Here is a 17,074-nt window from a genome sequence, read left to right on the forward strand (position 1 = left end):
GAGGCGTCACGCGCGGTCCGGCACCGCGCACGCCGGCGTGCTCGTCCCGGCGGCGCAGGCGCGGACGGCTCCGCCCGGCCAGACGACGTCGACGGGGATGCCCCGGCGGCGCGCGTGCTCCACGATCTCGGCGGTCCCGCCGCGTCCCCGCGCGGGCGCGCCGTCCCACACCGCGACGAGCCGGTCCGCGCGGTCGAGCATCGCCAGGCCGGCCTCCAGGTAGGGGCCGGGACCGGGGGCGGAGTAGCCGAGTTGCCGGACGCCGGACGCGCGGGCCGCCAGCTCCTCGAAGCCGAGCCGGGCGCGGCCGCCGAGCGCCGCGGCGTGCCCGGCCGCGGGGACGATGACCTCCAGCCGCCCGCCGAGGTCCAGGACGGCCCGGGCGAAGATCTGGTCGGCCCCGGCGGCCAGGCAGGAGACGCCGGCGAGGTCGCCGGCGAACGGCGCGAGCAGCGCGCGGATCTCGCGGCGCACCAGCGCGGCCGTGGGGCCGTCGAGGTCCCGGTGTCCGGTGATGGCGATCCGCATGGGCTTCCTCCGGTGTGCAGTGCGCGGGCGGGCGGCGGGGACGGTTCAGACGTGGGACGCCCACCAGAGGGTGTGTTCCCGGGAGATGGCCTCTTCGACCTCGTCGACGAAGTGGGCCCACTCCGGCTCGGTCTCCGGCCACCGCAGCCGCGTGGAGATGTCGGCGAGCTCCTGCGCGGCGATGCCGTAGGCGGTGGCGAGCTGCTGGTGCTGGCGGGTCTGCACCCAGGCCAGGCCGCCCGCGGCGATCGCCCCCGCGATGCCCGGCAGGTCGAGGCCGAACAGCCCCACCGCGTTCAGCACCGCCGCGACCAGGCCGAGGGCCTCCATCGTCGCCAGGAACAGCGACCACCGCGCGACGCTGCGGCCGTGCTCCTTGGCGCGCCGCGCGTACCAGCGGCGCTGGTCGAGGATCCGGCCCGTCCGGTACACCTGCCGGCGGTCCGGCAAGGGCCGCGCGCGCAGCGCCCGCATCTCGTCCGTCACCTGGGGCCGGCTGCCGTCGTCGCCATCGCCGCCCACCGCGTGCATGTTGCCGAGGATCACCGAGAAGCGGTGCAGCAGCAGCGACTCGGCCGCGCGCTCGTCGACCTCCACTCCGAACGGCTGGCCCGCGACCGCGAACCGCCAGACGAGCGTCTTCGCGGACTCGGCCGCGGCGCGCGACTCGTACCACTGCCGGTCGGGCCGCTCGGTGAGCAGGTAGACCTCGATGACCAGGGCCGTGCCGAGCCCGGCCGCGGCGAGGAGGGCCGCCGCGTCCAGCCGCCCGGCGGGCACGCTGAACGCGCCGAGGACGGCGGCGGCGAGCAGCGCGCACAGCCGCAGCGCGGTCGCGACGAGCAGCCGATGCTGCCCGTCGACCGCGCTGGCGTCCGCCACCCGGAAAAGCGGCGGAAAGTCCGATTCGGCGAGTGCCTCCACTCTTCGAGTGGAAACAGGACGGAGTTGCGCGTCAAGCTATGTGCGTATAAGTCCGCACATGCCCGGATGTCCGATTCTGGCCAATCGCGAGCACGGCGAGCGTCTCCGCGCCACCGTCAAAAGAGATAACGACTTGGCCACCCGGGGTGCGAGGACTGTAACCGGACGGCTAATTTGAACAAACTTTACGCGGTCGTGAGTCGCCTCTGACCGTCTTTTATCGACACACAGTGGCGTACTGAAGTCACGTACCGTCATTCCCTTGGAGGGTGGACCACCGTGGACGTTCTTGACCTAAAAGACGCGCCTGATCTCATCGACCTGCGGAAGCTCGCCCTCGACGACCTCGCCTCCGATGCCGGCGCCGCCCGCATCGCCGCGCGCCTGACCCGTGTCGACGATCAGGACGAGGAGGGGGCCGATCCGGTCCGAGTAGCGGCCTTCAACTCTTATATCTGACAATAGTCACCTCGCACAATGACCTCCTCAACCGCTTTGCGGCAGTTCGTGCTCAAGGTGCACGGGCGCTGCGATCTGGCCTGCGACCACTGCTACGTGTTCGAGCACGCCGACCAGAGCTGGCGCGCGCGCCCGGTGCGGATGCCGGTCGCGACCATGGCGCGCACCGCCCGGCGCATCGCCGACCACGCGGCGGCGCACGGGCTGAAGGAGGTCTCCGTCGTCCTGCACGGCGGCGAGCCGCTGCTCGCCGGCGTGCGCCATCTCGCCGACCTGATCGCCGCACTGCGCGCGCCGCTGCGCGGGGTCTGCGAAGTGGACCTGCGGATGCACACCAACGGCGTGCTGCTCGACGCCCGGTTCTGCGAGCTGTTCCGGGAGCAGGGCGTCAAGGTCGGTATCTCGCTGGACGGCGACCGGGCGGCGAACGACCGGCACCGCCTCTACCGTGACGGGCGGAGCAGTTACGACAAGGCCGTGCGTGCCGTCGAACTGCTCCGCGACGGTTACCCGGACCTGTTCTCCGGCCTGCTGTGCACCATCGACGTGGCGAACGACCCGGTCGCGGTGTACGAGGCGCTCGTCGCGCACCGGCCGCCCGCGATCGACTTCCTCTGGCCGCACCACACCTGGGACGCCCCGCCGCTCCGCCCGTCCGCGACCGCGTACGCCGACTGGCTGATCGAGATCGCCGACCGGTGGTTCGCCGGGGGCCGCCCGGTGCCGGTGCGGATCTTCGACTCGATCGTCAGCGCCGGCCGGGGCGGCGCCAGCTTCACCGAGTCGCTCGGGCTGGAGCCCGCCGACGTGCTCGTCGTCGAGACCGACGGGAGCTACGAGCAGGCCGACTCGCTCAAGACCGCCTACGACGGCGCGCCCGCCACCGGGATGGACGTCTTCGGCCACGCGGTCGACCAGGCCGCCGGGCATCCGGGCATCGAGGCGCGGCGCGGCGGGCTCGCGGCGCTGTCCGCGCAGTGCCGGGAATGCCCCGTCGTCGGCACGTGCGGCGGCGGGCTGTTCGCCCACCGGTACCGCGGCGACGGCTCCGGCTTCGGCAACCCGAGCGTCTACTGCCCCGACCTGCTCGCCGTGATCGAGCACGTGCAGGAGCTGGCGTCCCGGCCCGCGCACGCGCTGCCGCCCGGCGCGCTGCGGTCGCTCGCCACCGGATACGGCGACCCTGCGGCGATCGCCCGGCTCCGCGACGCGCAGGCGGTCGGCCGCCGGGTTCTGGTCGCCAAGGCCGGTGCCGCCGGCTCTGGCGCCGCGTTCGACGTGCTGAGCCGGGTCGCGGAGACCGCGCCGGAGGCGTTCGACTCGGCGGTGGCCCACCCGTACGTGCGGGCGTGGGCGGTACACCGGCTCCGCGCGCCCGGGTCGGACGGGTCGGACGGGTCGGACGGGGGCATGCTCGCCGCCCTCGCCGCCGTGGCCGCCGCGCGCGCGGGGACGAGCGCCGAGCTCACCGTGCCCGTCCGCGACGGCGCCGTCTACTTCCCCGCGATCGGCCGGTACCCGGTCCCCGGGCGGGAGAGCACGACTGTCCGCGTGCACGACGGTGAGTTGCACGTGGACGCGGCCGGGCCGCTCGAACCGGTCCGGCAGTTGAGGGCCGGGACGTTCACCGTCGCCCTCGACGACCTCGACCCCTACCGCGACTGCCACGAGCACCCGGCGGCGGCGCGGCTCGACGCCGGGGGGTTCGCGCGGTGGCAGGCGTTCTTCGAGGAGGCCTGGACGCTGCTGAAGAAGGAGTACGCCGAGTACGCGCCCGGGATCGCCGGGGCGCTCACCACCATCGTCCCGCTGGAGGCGCCCGGGCGCGGCGGCAGCGCCAGCTCGGCGGCGCGGGACGCGTTCGGCTCGGTCGGGATCGCGCTGCCCGACCGCCCGGCGACGCTCTGCCTGCTGCTGCTGCACGAGTTCCAGCACGTCAAGCTCGGCGCCGTCCTCGACTTCGTCGACCTCTACGATCGCGCCGACCGCCGCCTGTACGACGCGCCCTGGCGGACGGATCCGCGCCCGCTGGAGGGGCTGCTGCAGGGCACGTACGCCCACATAGCGGTCGCCGACTTCTGGCGGCGCCGGACGCGCGACCCGGACCCGGACGTGGCGGCCGAGGCGGCGCACCAGTTCGGCGACTGGTACCCCAAGACGGTGGAGGCGGCCGGCACGCTCCAGGAGTCCGGGGCGCTGACCGGCCTCGGCGAGCAGTTCGTCGCGGGGATGCGCCGCACGCTGGAGGGCTGGGCGGCCTCCCCGGCGGCCGGCTGACGACCCGTGTCCGAGGCGACGCGTCCAGGGCCGCCGGGCGCGGCGGCCGCGGCCGACCGGGCGTCGCTGGCGGCGGACCTGCGGACGCTCGGCGTCGAACGGGGGAGCCGCGTCCTGGTGCACGCCTCGCTGCGCCGGATCGGCAGGGTGGAGGGCGGCGCGGGGGCGGTCGCCGCGGCGCTCGCCGACGTGCTGGGGCCCGAGGGGACGATCGTCGTCCCGACCGCCACGTCCGACAACTCCGACACATCCCGCGCGTTCCTCGCCCGGACCCGGGGGATGAGCGAGGACGAACGGCGCCGCCACCTGCGGACGATGCCGCCCTTCGACCCGGAGACGACGCCGTCGACCGGCATGGGCGCGCTGGCCGAGCACGTCCGCACGTCGCCGGGGGCCGTGCGCAGCGCCCACCCGCAGACGTCGTTCGCCGCGCTGCACGCCCGCGCCGGCCACTTCGCCGGCGGCCACGACCCCGGCTGCCACCTCGGCGAGCGCTCGCCGCTCGCCCGGCTCTACGACGCGGGCGCGTCGGTCCTGCTGCTCGGCGTCGGCTACGAGAGCTGCACGGCGCTGCACCTGGCCGAGTACCGCTACCGGCACGATCCGCCGACCCGCTGGTACGGCTGCATGGTGCTGCGCGGCGGGCGGCCGCGATGGTGGCGGTACCGCGACGTCGTCCTCGACGACGGCGACTTTCCGGAGATCGGCGCCGCGCTCGACCGCACGCGCCTTGTCGTGAAAGGCCGGGTCGGGGCCGCGGAGGCCCGGCTGCTGCCGCTGCGGCAGGCCGTGGATTTCGCCTCGGGCTGGATGGCGCACGCGCGCACGCGATGACGGGCCGGCGCCGGGCATGGCCGCTTCGTGTCATCTGACGCACAGAACTGCTCCCGGTAAAAATACACGTCCGGCGAGCTGTATCGTGCCCGGCATTGCCGCTATACAGTGATGGAACCCCGGAAGGAACGGCATGCTCGGAAGACCCCTGGCGGATGAGCGACGCCCGCACTTCTTCCTGAGTTATGCCAGGTCGCGGTACCGTCCGGAGAACTCCGACCGGTGGGTGGTCAAGTTCTTCGACGACCTCTGCCAGGACGTCGGGCACGCCACGGGCATGCAGAATCCCGGTTTTATGGACAGGCAGATTCCGGTGGGCGACGAGTGGCCCGACCATCTCGCGGACGCGCTGGCGAACTGCCGGGTCTTCGTCGCATTGTTCTCGCCCGCCTACTTCCTCAGCGATTACTGCGGAAAGGAGTGGGCGGCGTTTCTGAAGCGCTACCAGGCGCTGTCGGCGGGGCTCGACGTGCCGTCGGCGATCATTCCCGCGCTGTGGATGCCGATGCGGCCCGACGAGGTGCCGCAGCCGCTGCAGTCGATGCAGAACGTCCCGCCCGGGTTCCCGGCCGCCTACGCCGCGGAGGGCCTGTACGGGATCATGAAGCTCGGCCGGCACCGCGAGCACTACAAGGAGACGGTGCTGCGGCTGGCCGCGCTCATCAAGGAGCGGGCCGCCGAGTGCGCGCTCGCGTCGCGGCCCATCCCGAGCCTGGAGACGCTGCAGAGCCCGTTCGCCGAGAACCCGCCCGGCGCGTCCCGCCCGGCGATCCGGCTGACGCTCGCCGCGCAGTCCGCCCAGCGGCTGCCGCCCGGACGCGACTCCTACTACTACGGCCGGACGCCGCGCGAGTGGACGCCGTTCCGCAGCGAGGCCCACACCATGCCGATCGGCGCGTTCGCCGGGCAGGTGCTCACCGAGCTCGGCCACCGCTCCATCATCGACGGCGTCGACGAGGCCGGCGTCCGGCCCGCCGACTCGCCGGGCGTGCTGCTGGTCGACCCGTGGGCGGTCCGGGACCGCGACATCGGCAAGCGGCTGCGGCAGCTGGACCGCGACCCGGTCAACGTCATCGCGCCGTTCAACGCCGACGACCCCGAGACCACCGAGCGGGCCGACGAGCTGAACGGCGACCTGACCGAGGTGCTGCCGAAGAGCACCGCCCTGCACGGCTCCGCCAAGCGCGTCACCTCGGTCGCCGCCTTCCGCGACGCGCTGCCGAAGGCGGTCAACGAGGCCGTCACCCGCTACCTGAAGACGGCGAACGTGCACCCGCCGCGGACGCCGCCGACCATGCCCCGTCCCACCCTGCGGGGACCGGACAGCTGACGCAGGAGAGGACCATGACGGACGACGGCACCATCGTCACCTTCTACTCCTACAAGGGCGGTACCGGACGCACCACCGCGCTCGCCAACGTCGCCTGGATCATGGCCATGGCGGGGCACAAGGTGCTGGTCGTCGACTGGGACCTGGAGTCGCCGGGGCTGCACAAGTTCTTCCATCCGTTCCTGGACCAGAACGTCGTGTCGGCCACGCCCGGCGTCATCGAACTGCTCACCGACTACGCGTGGGCGGCGACGACCAAGCACGAGAACGACGAGCGCGACTGGCATCTGGAGTACGCCCGGATCCTGCGGCACGCCGTCACGCTGGACTGGGAGTTCCCGGGCGAGGGGACGCTCGACTTCGTGTCGGCGGGCCGGCAGAACCGCGACTACTCGTCCCTCATCACCAGCATGGACTGGGACAACTTCTACGACCGGCTCGGCGGCGGGCAGTTCTTCGACGCGCTGCGCGCCGACATGCGCCGCCATTACGACTACATCCTCATCGACAGCCGCACCGGGCTGAGCGACATCGCCGACATCTGCACGGTGCACTTCCCGGACGTCCTCGTCGACTGCTTCACGCTCAGCGACCAGAGCATCGACGGCGCCGCCGCGATCGCCGCGCACATCGACGAGCGGTACCGCGAGCGCGGCATCCGCATCCTGCCGGTGCCGATGCGGATCGACTTCGGGGAGAACGCGAAGGTGGAGGCCGGGCGCGCCTACGCCCGCGCCTGCTTCGACCGGTTCCCGCGGGGCATGAGCCGGCAGGACGCGAACCGGTACTGGCTGTCGGTGGAGATCCCGTACCGGCCGTACTACGCCTTCGAGGAGACCCTCGCGACCTTCGGCGACTCGCCGGGCTCCCCGAACTCGATGCTCGCCGCGTTCGAGCGGCTGACCGGCGAGATCACCGAGGGGCGCGTCAGCGGGTACCGGCCCGTCCCCGAGGAGCTGCGGCTCAGCACCCTCGAGCGGTTCGCGCGGCGCGGGCCGTCCGAGGTCACCGACGTGCTGATCAGCTACATGTCCGAGGACCGGCCGTGGGTCGACTGGATGAGCCTGGTCCTCGGCCGCGCCGGGTTCCGGGTGCTGACCCGCAGCGTGGACGCCGCCGGGCCGGAGGGCGAGCAGCCCGACGGCGCCGGCCACACGATCGTGCTGATCTCGCCCGCCTACGCGGCGTCGCCACGGGCGCAGCGCGCCTGGGACTCGCTGGCCGGCCGCACCGCCGCCCCGCAGCGCCGCCTGACCGCCGTACGGGTGCTGGACGCGCCGCTCAGCATGGCGTTCAACGGCCCGGTGCCGATCGACCTGACCGGCCTCGGCGAGCGCGAGGGCGCCGACCGGCTCGTCCGCGCGCTCGGCCGCCCCGGGCAGGCGATGGAGCAGGTACCCGAGCACTCCCGGGTCGGGCCGCGCTTCCCCGGCGCGGCCCGCACCGCGCCGCCGGTCTGGAACGTCGACCGCCGCAACGCGGTGTTCACCGGCCGCGGCCGGCTGCTGGAGCAGCTGCGCGACCAGCTCCTCGGCCCGACGCAGCGGGTCGTCCTGCCGCAGGCGCTGCACGGCCTCGGCGGCGTCGGCAAGACGCAGGTCGCGCTGGAGTACGCGCACCGCTTCAAGGCCGACTACGACCTGGTGTGGTGGATCAGCGCGCAGCAGCCCGACTCGATCCGGCGGGCGCTGGCGGACCTCGCCAAGCAGATCAACCTGCGCGTCGGCGAGAACATCACCGACGCCGCCAACGCCGCGCTGGAGGCGCTGCGGCGCGGCGAGCCGACCGCGCGCTGGCTGCTCGTCTTCGACAACGCCGACAACCCGCGGGAGCTGGAGCCCTACCTGCCGGGCGGCGACGGGCACGTGCTCATCACCTCCCGCGACCCGGCCTGGAGCCAGCTCGCCGCGCCGCTGGCGGTGGACGTGTTCACCGAGGACGAGGCGGCCGCGCACCTGGTCCGCCGGGTCGGGGAGATCTCCGAGGACAACGCCCGCAAGATCGGCAAGGCGCTCGGCTACCTGCCGCTGGCGATCGAGCAGGCCGCGGCGTGGCTGGCGTCGACGTTCATGCCGGCGGGCGAGTACCTGCAGGCGCTGGAGAACGAGACGGCCTCCACGCTCGCGCTCAGCACCGAGACCTTCCCGCAGCCGGTCGCGCTGACCTGGAACGTCACCTTCCGGCAGCTGCGGGACGCCTCGCCGGCGGCGGCGCGGCTGCTGGAGCTGCTGGCGTTCTTCTCCTCCGAGCCGATCTCGCTCGACCTGATCTACAGCGACGAGACCGCCGGCGTCCTCGCCCCCTACGACGAGACGCTGCGCGACAAGCTCGTCCTCGGCAAGCACGTCCGGGAGATCAGCCGGTTCGCGCTGGCGAAGGTCGACCAGGGCAACAACTCCATCCAGGTGCACCCGCTGGTGCAGGCGGTGATCCGGCACGGCATGGAGCCGCCGGCGACCGAGACGACCTGCCACGACGTGCACAAGATCCTGCTCGGCGCGCGGCCCAAGCACGGCGACACCGACGACCCGGTGAACTGGCCGGCGCTGGAGGAGATCCTGCCGCACGTCCGGCCGTCCGCGGCGGCCCAGTGCGACGACGAGGAGACCCGGCAGATGCTCACCGACCTCGTCCGCTACCAGTGGAAGCGCGGCAGCTTCGAGAGCGCGATGGCGGCCGGGCGGGAGCTGACCGCCGAGTGGAGCGGCAAGCTCGGCCGCGACCACTGGCAGTGGCTGTTCCTGCAGTCGCAGATCGCCAACGTGCTGCGCTCCCAGGGCGCCTACGCGGAGGCCCACGAGCTGGACCTGGACGTCATGGAGCGGCAGGAGAAGTCGCCGACGATCGGCCCGGCGCACCCGCACACCCTGATCACCGCCGGGAACCTGGCGGCGGACCTGCGGGCGATGGGCAAGTTCCAGGAGGCCCTGGAGCGGGACCTGCTCACCTACGAGAAGGCGGCCGTCCCCTGGGGCGAGGACCATCCGCGGACGCTGATGATCGCCCACAACCTGGCGGTCGACTACCGGCTGACCGGCGACCCGGAGAGCGCCCGCCGCTACGACGAGGAGACGCTGGCGCAGCGGCGGGCCTCGCCCGCGCTCGGCGAGAACCACCCGTACACGCTGTTCTCGGAGGCCAATCTGGCCCGCGACCTGCGCGAACTCGGCCGGTTCGACGAGTCGGTCACCATCCTGCGCGATGTGTACCGGCGCTACCTCGACGTCCTCGGCGACCAGATCCTGGACACGCTGCGCACCGGCAAGAGCCTCGCGGTGTCGCTGCGGCGGGCCGGGCACCGCGAGGAGGCGCTGACGCTGGCGGAGGAGACCTTCGCCCGCTACCAGCGGTACTTCCCGGACTCGCCGGACACGCTGCCCGCCGACCTGGAGGTCGCGGCGTGCACGTCCGCGCTCGGCGACAAGATCGGCGCCCGCGACCGCACCCGGACGGTCCTCGCCAAGCACACCGAGCAGATGGGCCCGGACCACCCGTACACCGTCATGATCGGCAACAACCTGGCCTGCTACCTGCGCGGCGCCGGCGACGTGCGGGAGGCGCGCGCGCTGGCCGGCGACGTCGCCGTCCGGCTCGCCGGGCTGCTCGGCGACGACCACCCGTACGTGCTGTCCGCCGTGCTCAACTCGGCGAACTGCCTGGCCGACGACGGCGACCCCGGGCGGGCCCACGACCTGGAGCGGGACGTGCTCGGCCGGCTGGTCGCGGTGCTCGGCGACGACCACCCCGACACCAACGCCTGCCGGGCCAACCTGGCGGTCACCCTCGACGCGATGGGCCGCACCTCCGAGGCCCAGGAGCTGCGCGACCGGGCCTGCGCGGGGCTGCTCGTCCTCGCCGTGGACCACCCGCACCCGCTGATCTCCGACGTGCGGGCCGGCGTCCGGATCAACCGCGACCTCGAGCTACAGCCGCTGTGACGCGCGGGCGCCCGGCGCGCCGTCCGGCTCGACGAGCCAGGTCAGCACGTCGGGGAGCACGTCGAACGCCCCGAAGTGCGCCGACCCCGGCTGCACGACCACGGTGGAGGTCGGGATGCGGTCGGCGAGCCACCGGGAGTGCCCGGCGGGGGAGAAGGTGTCGTTGGCGCCGTGCCACAGCATCGTCGGCACCACGATGTCGCCGAGTTCGAACCCCCACGGCGCGCAGAACGCGAGCAGGTCGTCGATCCAGCCGTCCGCGGACGTGCGGAACGCCTCGGCGAACGTCTCCCGCAGCATCCTGCGCATCCCCGCGTCGGACACCACGCGGCGGTCGGACTGCGTCAGCTCGGCGGACAGGTCGGCGACGTACTGCGCCGGGTCGGCGCGGATCCGGTCGGCGACCGACCGCAGCCGGGCCGACACGAGCGGGCCCTGCCGCCGGACGGCGAGGTACTCGCGGGTGTTGGAGGCCGCCATCCCCTCGAACCAGTCGAGCCCCTCCGCCTGCGCGGGCGCGAGCCCCACCAGCGCCGCGACCCGGCTGGCCCGGCCGGGCAGCAGCGCCGCGCAGGCGAGCGCGTGCGGGCCGCCCCCGGACCGGCCGAGGACGGCGAATTCCCGCAATTCCAGGGCGTTCGCTATTCGCCGCACATCGTCGGCGACATCGGCGACCGCGCGTCCGATGCGGCGGTCCGAGCGGCCATATCCCGGCCGATCGAAGGTGATGAGCCGGATGCCCAGCTGGTAGAGCACCATGGGGCGGGGAATGGGGCCGAGCCTGCTGCCGGGCGTGCCATGCAGGAGAAAGACCGGGCGGCCCGCCGGCTCGCCCCACTCCTCCACGGCGAGCCCCCGCCCGTCCGCCGCCGGCACGACCCTCGTCAAGACCGTCCTCCGTCCCGGCTCCACCCGAAAGGAATCCCTTATTCGCTTCTAACCGAGTTGCCGCGGCGAAGTCAACCCCCGTTGCCGCATTCCGGCCCGGCAGGGCGTGCCGAGTCGTGATTATGGCTTCCGTTCGGGGGGTTATTCGCCATTCCTTGACGGCATTTCGAATGCGGTGGGCGGAGGCGCCGCCCGGGTCGAGGCCGGCTGGTCGGGGGTGTGTGGGCGGCGCCACCGTCCGGCGGCGGCGCTCAGCGATTCGACCGGCGATCATCGGGAATCGGACAGCGGTGCGGATCACCGGAATGCGCCGGTACCTCCTGCCCTGGGCCGGATGGCGGTACTGGCAGGAGCGGCTGAAGCTCACCGCGAAGGCGGTCGTCGCGGCGGTCATCGCCTGGCTGGTCGCGCGGTACCCCGTCGGGCACTCCGCGCCGTACTTCGCGCCCCTCGCCGCGCTGCTCGGGGTGTACCCGTCGGTCGTCCGGTCCGTCCGGGAGAGCCTCGCCTACGCCGCCGGGTTCGTCATCGGCGCCGCACTGGCGATACCGGTCGGCATCTGGATCGGCCCGAACGTGCTCGGGATCGCCGTCGTGCTCGTCTTCGCCATGATGGCGTCCGGGTGGCGGCGGCTCGGCGGGCAGGCGTCGCAGGTCGCCTTCACCGCGCTGTTCGCCCTGCTGCTCGGCGGCCACCAGGCCGTGGAGTACACGCTGCCGCGGCTCGCGGACGTCGCGGTCGGCCTCGCCGTGGGCCTCGCCGTCAACGCGCTGGTGTTCCCGCCGCTCTACCTGCGCCGCGCCGAGTACGCCGCGGACCGGCTGCGGGACGCTCTCGCGGAGGCGATGGACGCGCTCGCCGGCGCCGTCACCGGCCCCGGGGACGGCCGCGCCGGCTGGGACGAGGCGGACGAGCGGCTGCGGGGCGTCCAGGAGCAGGCGCGGCACGCCTACGAGCAGGGCCGCGACAGCATGCGCGCCAACCCGCGCGCGAAGCTGCGCGGCTACAGGCTGCGCTGGCGCGACGAGCCGGAGCGCTGGCCCGCGACCCGCCTGATGAACACCCTGGAGCAGGTGACGACGTACCTGCGGTCGATCGCCGCCACCTACGACGAGGCGATGGCCGCCGAAACGCCGGAACTGCGGTTCTCCGAGGCGTTCCGGAACGACTACGCGCGCATGCTCGGCACGCTCTCGGACCTCGTCCGGCCGCTGCCCGAGGCGCCCGGCGAGCCGGCGATGGCGGCCGCCGAACGCCTGCAGGCGCAGCTGGAACGCCCCTACGACGGGCCGGGCACGGACGCGCCGGGCCTGTGGGACCCGCACAAGGAGGTCCTGCGGCTCAGCCGCCTCGTGCTGGACGACCTGTGCCCGCGCCCGCCCCGGTGAGCCGCGCCCCGGTGAGCCGCGGCCCGGACGAGCCGCGGCTCCGGTGACTCAGGAGAACACGCCGATGCCGTTCGCCACGGCGCGCTCGCTCCCGTCCGACGGGACGTTCCGCACGGTCGCCGCCGGCTCGCCGGGCCCGCGCGCGACGAACGCGGACGAGCCGCCGCCGTCGAGGTTCACCCCGTCGGACGCGCCGGCCCGCGCGAGCAGCGACGCCAGCTCCGCGACCGTGAGCCCGCCGCTCGTCTCCGACCGGCCGTCCACCACGGCCAGGTAGAGGTGGCGGCCGTCGCGGCTCACCCCGGCGGCGGTGCGCGGCGCGGGGCCCGCCGCGTCCAGGCCGTCCAGCGCCGCGCCGCCGCGCAGGATCGGGAACCCGCCGATCGCGAACCGGAACCGCGTTTTGCCGGCCAGCCGGTAGCGGACGCTCACCCGGTCGCCCTTGCGCAGCTTCCGCAGCGCGTCCGCGCCCTGGTCGCGGCCGACGAGGACCGTCGTGCCCGCAGGGATCGCGCCGCCGCCCACCGCGTCCGACACGTTCGTGACGACGCCGCGCCGCACCGCCACCTCCGCCGTGTCGGTGCTGCACGGGGCGGTGCGGACCTCGTCCGTCCCGCACACCGCGCGCTGCCGCGACACCGTGCCCCACGCGGCGGTGAACGCGCCGACGCCGCCGACCGGCACCGCGTACTGGTTCAGCCCGCCCAGCTTGAGCGTCCCCAGCCGGGACCGGACCGTCCCGGCCAGCCGCAGGCTCGCGACGTGCCCGCGCCGGTCGGCGCCGACGCCGATGACGTCGCGGGCGGACGTCCCGGGCGGCAGCGCCGGCCCGAACCGCTGCCCGTCCGGCACCGCCGCCTTCAGCGCCCGGCCGCCGTCCACCTCCGGCCCGGACGACGACCCGGTCGGCTGGACCCCAGCGTGCGTCTCGCTGATGTTGAAGAAGTCGCCGTTGACGCCCGCGAGCGCGTGCTGGGCGTTGGCCATGTCCGACACCGTCGCGCGCTGGGCGATCGCGCCCGGGTGCAGGAGGCCGACCCGAACGTGCGGGGCGCGCAGGTCCACGTCGAGCAGGTCGCCGACCGCCTTCCCCCCGATCCCGGACGTCTCGAACGTGCGCGCCACGACGCCGGGCGAGAGCCGCGCGGCGGACGTGTAGCGCAGCGCCGCGACCGTCGTCGAGCGCGGTGCCATCGCGCGCGCGGCGGGCCGCTCGCCCGAGCCGGGGCCGTCCCCCGCCGGGGGTGCCGGCGCGGCGCCCGCCGGAAGCGTTCCCCCGAGCACGGCCAGCGCGCCCGCCGCCGCGATCGCGGCCGTCCACTTTCTCATCCCCGGTCACACCCTTCTCTGGAGGACAGCTCGATGATCATGGCGCGGCGGGGGTGAACCGTTGGTGCTGCCGGTGCGAACTTTGGTCAACGATCTACCTGGGCCGTCCGGCTTGCGGGGGATTGACGGGCGGACGTGAACCGAATTACGTTCGGATACCTACTGGTCGGTAATCAAGGAGCGGACGATGCGGGCAGCGCGCGAGGCATGGCGCCGGCTGGAGCCGGTGCACGGCATGATCTACTTCGTGCCGGAGGCACCCGAGCGCTACGCCGCGCTCGGACTGGACGCGGCGGCCGGCTACTTCGCCTCCCGCTCCGCCGCCTTCGGCCGGGCGTCCGCCGAACTGGTGATCGCCGCGTTCTACAACTTCGACCCCCGCCTCGTCCGCCGCCACCTGCCCGCCGCCTGGGACCGGACGACGCCGGAACGGATGCTCGCCGCGCGGCTGGAGGCGGCCGGCGCCGCGCTGCGCCGCGGCCGCGTCGACCGGGTCGACGGCCTCGAAGAGACCCTCGGCCTCGCCACCCGCGCCGCCGAGGCCGCCTGCGAGCACCTGCACGGCCGCCCCCTGTTCGCCGCGCACGCCGCGCTTCCCTGGCCGGACGAGCCGATCGAACGGCTCTGGCACGCCCAGACGCTGCTGCGCGAGTTCCGCGGCGACGGGCACGTGGCCGCGCTGACCGACGCGGGCGTCGCCCCGCTCGAAGCCCTCGTCCTGCACGCCGGCACCGGCACCGTCCCGACGCCCTTCCTCAAGGCCACCCGCGCCTGGCCCGCCGCCGAATGGGCCGCCGCCGAGGACGCGCTCCGCGCCCGCGGCCTGCTCGAAGGCGACGAGCTCAGCACCGAGGGAAAGGCGTTCCGGCAGCGCATCGAGGACCGCACCGACGAACTCGCCCTGCCCGCCTACACCGCCCTCGGCGAGGCCGGCTGCGAACGCCTCGCCGAACTCGCCCGCCCCTTCGGCCGCGCCGTGGTCGACGCGGGACTGCTGAACCCCTCCCGCTGAACACTCCGCGGCGGACCCGGAACCGGAAAACCCTTGGCGCCGATTCCGGGCCGCCGGTTATCGTCGCGTGGCCGCGGAACCGTCCCGCGGCCGCACCGGCGAGAGCCAGAAAAGGAGTGATTCCCGATGACCGCGACCTTCCTAGACCTGACGACCGTTCGCAACATCGGGATCATGGCGCACATCGACGCCGGCAAGACCACCACCGCCGAACGCATTCTCTACTTCACCGGCGTCTCGCACCGCATCGGAGAAGTGCACGACGGCAATACCGCCCTCGACTGGACGGACCAGGAACGCAAACGCGGAATCACCATCACCTCCGCCGCCACGACCTGCCATTGGCAAGGCCACACGATCAACCTGATCGACACGCCGGGCCACGTCGACTTCACCATTGAAGTCGAACGCTGCCTGCGCGTGCTCGACGGCGCCGTCGCCGTGTTCGACGGCGTCGCCGGCGTCGAGCCGCAGTCCGAGACCGTGTGGCGCCAGGCCGACCGGTACGGCGTCCCGCGCGTCTGCTTCGTCAACAAGCTCGACCGCGCGGGCGCCGACTTCGGCCGCTGCGTCGACATGATCGCCGACCGGCTCGGCGCGGTCCCGCTCGTCCTGCAGCTGCCGATCGGCGCCGAATCCGGCTTCACCGGCGTCGTCGACCTCGTCGAGGAGCGCGCGCTCGTCTGGACCGGCGGCGGCGAACCGGACGTCCGGCCCGTCCCGCCCGCCCTCGCGGCCGGCGCGCGGCAGGCGCGGGCCCGGCTCGTCGAGACGCTCGCCGAGCACGACGAGGCGATCATGCGGCTGTACGTGGACGGCGCCGAACCGCCGGCCGAGCGGCTGCACGAGGCGATCCGCCGGCTCACCGTCGCGTCCGCCGCGACCCCGGTGCTGTGCGGCAGCGCCTACAAGAACAAGGGCGTCCAGCCGCTGCTGGACGCGATCGCGCGGTACCTGCCCTCGCCGCTGGACGTCGAGGACGGCCCGCACGCCGCGTCCGACCGCGCCCCGCTGTCCGCCCTCGCCTTCAAGATCATGACCGACCGGCACCTCGGCCGGCTCACGTTCGTCCGGATCTACTCCGGCCGCCTGGAGACCGGCACCCCGGTGCTGAACAGCGTCACGAACGGAAGGGAACGGATCAGCAAGATCTACCGCGTCCACGCGAACAGCCGCGAGGAGATCGCGTCGGCGGGCGCGGGCGACATCGTCGCGGTCATGGGCCTCAAGCGGACCACGACCGGCGAGACGCTCTGCGACCCCGCGCACCCCGTCGTCCTCGAGTCCATGGACTTCCCGTCCCCGGTCATCGAGGTCGCGATCGAACCGCGCTCCAAGGGCGACCAGGAGAAGCTGGCCGCCGCGATCCAGCGGCTCGCCGAGGAGGACCCGTCCTTCCAGGTGCACGCCGACCCGGAGACCGGCCAGACCGTCATCGGCGGAATGGGAGAGCTCCACCTGGAGATCCTCACCACCCGCATGAAGGACGACCACGGGGTCGACGCCAATGTCGGCCGGCCCCGCGTCGCCTACCGGGAGACCATTCGCCGGGCCGCCTCGAAGGTCGAGGTGACCCACAAGAAGCAGACCGGCGGAAAGGGGCAGTTCGCGAAGGTCCAGATCTCCGTCGAGCCGATCGAGGAGCATTATGAGTTCGTCAACGAGGTGACCGGCGGCCGCGTCCCGCGGCATTTCGTGCCGTCCGTGGACGCCGGCTGCCAGGAGGCCATGCGGACCGGTCCGCTGGCCGGCCACGAGATGACGGGCGTGCGCGTCACCCTGCTGGACGGCGACCACCACCCGGTCGACTCGTCCGAGCTCGCCTTCAAGATCGCCGGTTCGCTGGCCTTCAAGGAGGCGGTCCGCCGCGCGTCGCCCGCGCTGCTCGAACCCGTGATGGCCGTCGAGGTCACCACGCCCGCCGAGCACATGGGCGCGGTCATCGGCGACCTCAACGCCCGCCGCGGCCGGGTCGAGGGCACCCGCCCGCAGGGCGGCGCCGAGGTCGTCCGCGCCCTGGTCCCGCTCGCGGAGATGTTCGGCTACGTCGGCCACCTCCGCGGCGCCACCTCGGGGCGCGCGGTGTACACCATGCAGTTCGACTCGTACGCCGAAGTCCCGCCCGCGGTGGCCGCCCAGGCCACCTGACCCCCGGCCGGGGGCCCCA

The 17,074-nt window shown here is 73.7% G+C and carries 12 protein-coding genes; 8 read left to right on the top strand and 4 right to left on the bottom strand.

Features of this window, described 5'->3' with window-relative positions; all coding sequences use genetic code 11:
• Positions 1–6 precede the first annotated feature (6 nt).
• Entirely contained in the window at positions 7–528 is a 522-nt protein-coding gene (locus ACA514_RS29405) for a hypothetical protein (protein WP_375044496.1), read from the bottom strand.
• A 45-nt stretch (positions 529–573) separates the two neighbouring features.
• The gene (locus tag ACA514_RS29410) at positions 574–1,452 is read right to left on the bottom strand and encodes a DUF4231 domain-containing protein (RefSeq protein WP_375044497.1); all 879 of its coding nucleotides are present in this window, start codon (positions 1,450–1,452) and stop codon (positions 574–576) included.
• 279 nt (positions 1,453–1,731) lie between these two features.
• Between ACA514_RS29410 and ACA514_RS29415 the strand changes: the two genes are divergently transcribed.
• The 5 genes from ACA514_RS29415 (at position 1,732) to fxsT (ending at position 10,290) form a co-directional block, all read left to right on the top strand.
• A complete protein-coding gene (locus ACA514_RS29415) occupies positions 1,732–1,911 on the top strand; it encodes a hypothetical protein (RefSeq protein ID WP_375044498.1) in 180 nt (59 codons plus the stop codon).
• A gap of 18 nt (positions 1,912–1,929) precedes the next feature.
• Positions 1,930–4,188, top strand: coding sequence for an FxsB family cyclophane-forming radical SAM/SPASM peptide maturase (locus ACA514_RS29420; protein ID WP_375044499.1), 2,259 nt, complete (start codon positions 1,930–1,932; stop codon positions 4,186–4,188).
• A gap of 6 nt (positions 4,189–4,194) precedes the next feature.
• The gene (locus ACA514_RS29425) at positions 4,195–5,022 is read left to right on the top strand and encodes an aminoglycoside N(3)-acetyltransferase (RefSeq protein ID WP_375044500.1); all 828 of its coding nucleotides are present in this window, start codon (positions 4,195–4,197) and stop codon (positions 5,020–5,022) included.
• A 133-nt stretch (positions 5,023–5,155) separates the two neighbouring features.
• Entirely contained in the window at positions 5,156–6,352 is a 1,197-nt protein-coding gene (locus ACA514_RS29430; protein WP_375044501.1) for a TIR-like protein FxsC, read from the top strand.
• A 14-nt stretch (positions 6,353–6,366) separates the two neighbouring features.
• Positions 6,367–10,290 carry an FxSxx-COOH system tetratricopeptide repeat protein gene (gene fxsT / locus ACA514_RS29435; RefSeq protein WP_375044502.1) on the top strand — a complete coding sequence of 1,308 codons (3,924 nt, stop codon included), beginning with the start codon at positions 6,367–6,369 and terminating at the stop codon, positions 10,288–10,290.
• Here fxsT and ACA514_RS29440 read toward each other — a convergent pair.
• Positions 10,276–11,178: an alpha/beta hydrolase gene (locus ACA514_RS29440; protein ID WP_375044503.1), complete on the bottom strand. Its 903-nt coding sequence runs from the start codon at positions 11,176–11,178 to the stop codon at positions 10,276–10,278. The two genes, fxsT and ACA514_RS29440, sit on opposite strands and share 15 nt — an antisense overlap.
• A 305-nt stretch (positions 11,179–11,483) precedes the next feature.
• On the opposite strand from ACA514_RS29440, the gene ACA514_RS29445 reads away from it, so the two are divergent.
• On the top strand, positions 11,484–12,566 hold the full coding sequence (locus ACA514_RS29445) for an aromatic acid exporter family protein (RefSeq protein ID WP_375044504.1): 1,083 nt from the start codon (positions 11,484–11,486) through the stop codon (positions 12,564–12,566).
• Between the two features lie 48 nt (positions 12,567–12,614).
• Here the strand turns inward: ACA514_RS29445 and ACA514_RS29450 are convergent, their stop codons facing one another.
• On the bottom strand, positions 12,615–13,895 hold the full coding sequence (locus ACA514_RS29450) for a phosphodiester glycosidase family protein (protein WP_375044505.1): 1,281 nt from the start codon (positions 13,893–13,895) through the stop codon (positions 12,615–12,617).
• A gap of 187 nt (positions 13,896–14,082) precedes the next feature.
• Here ACA514_RS29450 and ACA514_RS29455 point away from each other — a divergent pair, with 187 nt between their 5' ends.
• The gene (locus ACA514_RS29455) at positions 14,083–14,907 is read left to right on the top strand and encodes a hypothetical protein (protein WP_375044506.1); all 825 of its coding nucleotides are present in this window, start codon (positions 14,083–14,085) and stop codon (positions 14,905–14,907) included.
• Positions 14,908–15,033: 126 nt separating this feature from the next.
• Positions 15,034–17,055: an elongation factor G gene (gene fusA, locus ACA514_RS29460; protein ID WP_375044507.1), complete on the top strand. Its 2,022-nt coding sequence runs from the start codon at positions 15,034–15,036 to the stop codon at positions 17,053–17,055.
• The last annotated feature ends 19 nt before the right edge of the window (positions 17,056–17,074 follow it).

The sequence above is a fragment of the Actinomadura sp. NTSP31 genome, from assembly GCF_041951385.1.
Classification (GTDB): domain Bacteria; phylum Actinomycetota; class Actinomycetes; order Streptosporangiales; family Streptosporangiaceae; genus Spirillospora; species Spirillospora napierensis.

Bases quoted from the DNA above. Each gene is read 5' to 3' on its own strand.
- ACA514_RS29405 (WP_375044496.1), bottom strand. From the start codon at position 528: ATGCGGATCGCCATCACCGGACACCGGGACCTCGACGGCCCCACGGCC.
- ACA514_RS29420 (WP_375044499.1), top strand. From the start codon at position 1,930: ATGACCTCCTCAACCGCTTTGCGGCAGTTCGTGCTCAAGGTGCACGGG.
- ACA514_RS29430 (WP_375044501.1), top strand. From the start codon at position 5,156: ATGCTCGGAAGACCCCTGGCGGATGAGCGACGCCCGCACTTCTTCCTG.
- fxsT (WP_375044502.1), top strand. From the start codon at position 6,367: ATGACGGACGACGGCACCATCGTCACCTTCTACTCCTACAAGGGCGGT.
- ACA514_RS29445 (WP_375044504.1), top strand. From the start codon at position 11,484: ATGCGCCGGTACCTCCTGCCCTGGGCCGGATGGCGGTACTGGCAGGAG.
- ACA514_RS29450 (WP_375044505.1), bottom strand. From the start codon at position 13,895: ATGAGAAAGTGGACGGCCGCGATCGCGGCGGCGGGCGCGCTGGCCGTG.
- ACA514_RS29455 (WP_375044506.1), top strand. From the start codon at position 14,083: ATGCGGGCAGCGCGCGAGGCATGGCGCCGGCTGGAGCCGGTGCACGGC.
- fusA (WP_375044507.1), top strand. From the start codon at position 15,034: ATGACCGCGACCTTCCTAGACCTGACGACCGTTCGCAACATCGGGATC.